At 54.5% G+C, this 3,308-nt stretch carries 4 protein-coding genes; 1 reads left to right on the top strand and 3 read right to left on the bottom strand.

Features of this window, described 5'->3' with window-relative positions:
- Positions 1-821 (bottom strand): acyl-CoA dehydrogenase family protein (locus tag ACRBCU_RS08015; protein WP_431364851.1); only part of this gene is annotated, 821 nt, incomplete at its 3' end.
- Between the two features lie 91 nt (positions 822-912).
- On the opposite strand from ACRBCU_RS08015, the gene ACRBCU_RS08010 reads away from it, so the two are divergent.
- Positions 913-1,845 carry a LysR substrate-binding domain-containing protein gene (locus ACRBCU_RS08010; protein WP_431364850.1) on the top strand — a complete coding sequence of 311 codons (933 nt, stop codon included), beginning with the start codon at positions 913-915 and terminating at the stop codon, positions 1,843-1,845.
- An 8-nt stretch (positions 1,846-1,853) separates the two neighbouring features.
- Here the strand turns inward: ACRBCU_RS08010 and phoB are convergent, their stop codons facing one another.
- Positions 1,854-2,543 carry a phosphate regulon transcriptional regulator PhoB gene (gene phoB, locus ACRBCU_RS08005; RefSeq protein ID WP_431364849.1) on the bottom strand — a complete coding sequence of 230 codons (690 nt, stop codon included), beginning with the start codon at positions 2,541-2,543 and terminating at the stop codon, positions 1,854-1,856.
- A 15-nt stretch (positions 2,544-2,558) separates the two neighbouring features.
- On the bottom strand, positions 2,559-3,275 hold the full coding sequence (gene phoU / locus ACRBCU_RS08000) for a phosphate signaling complex protein PhoU (protein ID WP_431364848.1): 717 nt from the start codon (positions 3,273-3,275) through the stop codon (positions 2,559-2,561).
- Positions 3,276-3,308: the final 33 nt, after the last annotated feature.

Here is a 3,308-nt window from a genome sequence, read left to right as displayed (position 1 = left end):
CCCATCGCGCCCCAGCTGATGCCATAGCGCGCACGGTTAAGACAGCCGAATGGACCCTTGAGGCCTTGAACATGCGGCAGCAAAGCATCCTCGCCGACTTCAACGTTATCCATCACAATTTCGCCCGTGATAGACGCGCGCAAAGAAAGCTTGTTGCCGACCTTCGGTGCACTCAGACCCTTCATGCCTTTCTCAAGCACAAAGCCGCGAATTTTGCCGCCATGCTCTTCAGACTTAGCCCAAACAACAAAAACGTCTGCGATTGGACTGTTGGAAATCCACATTTTCGAACCGGTGATCTTGTAACCCGTTGCCGTTTTCACCGCGCGGGTTTTCATGCCTGCGGGGTCTGATCCCGCATCAGGCTCGGTCAAGCCGAAACAGCCAATCCATTCACCAGAGGCCAACTTGGGGAGATATTTTTTGCGTTGCTCTTCACTGCCATACGCATAGATCGGATACATGACCAAGCTGGACTGAACCGACATCATCGAACGGTAACCGCTGTCCACACGCTCTACTTCGCGCGCAACAAGGCCATAGCTGACATATCCAGCCCCTAGCCCGCCGTATTCTTCAGGAATGGTCGTGCCGAGCAAGCCCATATCACCCATCTCGCGAAAGATTTCAGGATCGGTTTTTTCTTCGACATACGCCTCGAGAACACGAGGTTGCAGCTTTTCTTGTGCATAAGAGCGCGCGCTTTCCGCGATCATGCGCTCATCTTCTGTAAGTTGATCCGCCATGCGGAATGGGTCATCCCACTGGAATGAACTCAAATCAGGTTGATCTTTGGCGCGCAAGGCTGGTTTATCGCTCATTTTGGCTCTCTTTCAACAATTCAGGCATAAATATTGCGTCAGACATAGACCAGCCATCTGATAGGCGCTAACAAGATCACCTCAGCAGTTCATGAGTTTTTGGAATATGAAAACCCCGATCACACAGCGTCGCTACCTGCCCTCGCTGGCCTCTTTGCGCGCGCTTGAGGCCCTTGATCGTCTTGGCACAGCAACCGCAGCTGCCGAAGAGCTCTCGCTCACACAAAGTGCAGTGTCGCGGCAATTGCAAATTCTGGAAGATCAGCTTGGTGCCTCGCTTATTATTCGCGAGAAACGCCGCATGAAGATGAGCGAGGCAGGCGCGCGGTATGCCAGTGATGTACGCGGTGCATTGGCGCAGATTACGCGAGCGTCCATGCAGCTTCACGCATTGCCGGGTGCCGGCGGTTTGAGCCTTGCGATTTTGCCCAGCTTCGGGATGCGATGGCTGGTGCCGCGCCTTGCCTATTTCGCCACGCTACATCCGGATGTGACGGTTAATCTGTCCACCCGCCTGACGCCTGTCGCGTTCCAAAGCGATCCATTTGACGCCGCAATACAATATGGTTCAGGCAGTTGGGAGAATTGTCAAAGTCTGCTTTTGCGCGACGAAACGTTAATTCCAGTGTGCGCGCCGAGCCTGCTGAAAGAAGCGACGATCAACAGCGCAAAGGATCTAAGCGCCCTGCCCTTGCTCCATATTCAAACCCGCCCTGATGCGTGGCGCACTTGGCTTGCCTCGCATGACGCGCCGCCGCCAAACCAATCTGGTGCGCAATTTGATCAGTTTTCAACGATTACTCAGGCGGCAATTCACGGTTTGGGCATTGCGTTGCTGCCTGATTTCATTGCCGAGCAAGAGCTTGCGGCCGGTCGCCTTGTCACTGCGTTTGACGGGCCAACGCGCTCGTTGGGTGCCTATTATCTGGTTTGGCCAAACAATCAGTCCATCAATCCAGCACTACGCGTTTTTCGCGATTGGATTGCCACGCAGTCCCAAGATGAAGACAGCTTGCCGCGATAAGCCGCGCGTTAGCCCAGTGCATAGCCCGCGCCGCGTACCGTTCGGATCGGATCACTGCCGCCCGTCGCTTTCAATGCTTTACGCAAGCGCCCCACATGAACGTCAACAGTGCGCGTGTCCATAAACGCATCGCGCCCCCACACCCGATCGAGCAATTGCTCGCGTGGCCAAACACGCCCCGGTTTTTCGATGAAATGGCTGAGCAGGCGAAACTCGGTTGGGCCAAGCTTTACCTCGATCCCGCCGCGCGTCACGCGGTGGGTTTCCCCGTCCAGAATGATGTCTTCAAAGACCAGCAACTCGCCGATCGCCGCAGCGCGGGTGCGGCGAAGCTGCGCCCTTACACGCGCAATCAACTCTTTGATCGAATAGGGTTTGACCACATAGTCATCCGCGCCTGTTTCCAGCCCGCGCACCTTGTCCACCTCTTCCGAGCGCGCCGACAGCATAATCACAGGAATGCCTTTTGTTTCGCTGACGGACTTTATTTGACGACAGACCTCAATGCCGGACACGCCCGGCAACATCCAATCAAGCACAATGGCATCGGGCATTTCTTCGCGCACAAGCAGCAAGCCTTCGTCGCCGCTCGTTGCCTGAACCACACGAAACCCCTCTGCGGTCAGATTGTAGTTCAACACCTCACGCTGAGACGGTTCGTCCTCGACAATCAGGATACACGGCTGGGTCGCGCTCATGGGTTTGGACCTTATTTAGACCTTGGAAACCGACAGATCAGTGGAGGACAAATCGCCCTTCGGTCGCCCTTCCTCTGGTGTTTCGCCAGTCACCAAATAGACCACCTGCTCAGCGATGTTTGTCACAAGATCGCCCATACGTTCGGTGTTTTTAGCAATGAAATGCAGGTGCATACATGGGGTAATGTTACGTGGATCTTCCATCATGAAGGTCAGAAATTCACGGAACAAAGCGTTATACATCTGATCGACGTCGGTGTCTTGCTGAATGACATTCAACGCAAGTTCAGCGTCGCGCTGAACATAAGAATCCAAGACGTTCTTGAGCATATCCTGAACCTCGCGCGCCATACGGCGCAGGGCGGTTTGGCTCCCGTCCACTTCAGGCAGTCCCGACAGGACCGATGTGCGTTTTGCCATGTTCTTCGCGTAATCGCCAATGCGCTCAAGCGAGGCACTGATTTTGATCACAGACAGGATCAGGCGCAAATCAATCGCTGTAGGAGCGCGGATCGCGATAACGCGCGCGGCTTCTTCATTGATCGTTTGCTCAAGCGCATCAATCGCTTTGTCACCTGCGCGTACTTGTTCGGCCAGCTCAACGTCGCGCGTTTCAAGCGACTTAGCTGCATCCAGAATAGCGCGCTCTACCATGCCGCCCATTTTCATGATTTGCGCTTGGATCGCTTCTAGGTCGCGATCAAAGGCGGATGAAATATGTTGATTGCTCATGGGTTATCCAATCCGTCCAGTGATATAGCTTTC

The organism is Planktotalea sp., from assembly GCF_050633725.1.
In the GTDB taxonomy this organism is placed as follows: domain Bacteria; phylum Pseudomonadota; class Alphaproteobacteria; order Rhodobacterales; family Rhodobacteraceae; genus Planktotalea.
The sequence above is the reverse complement of the archived record's forward strand: the minus strand, read 5'-3'. Positions and strand labels throughout refer to the sequence as shown.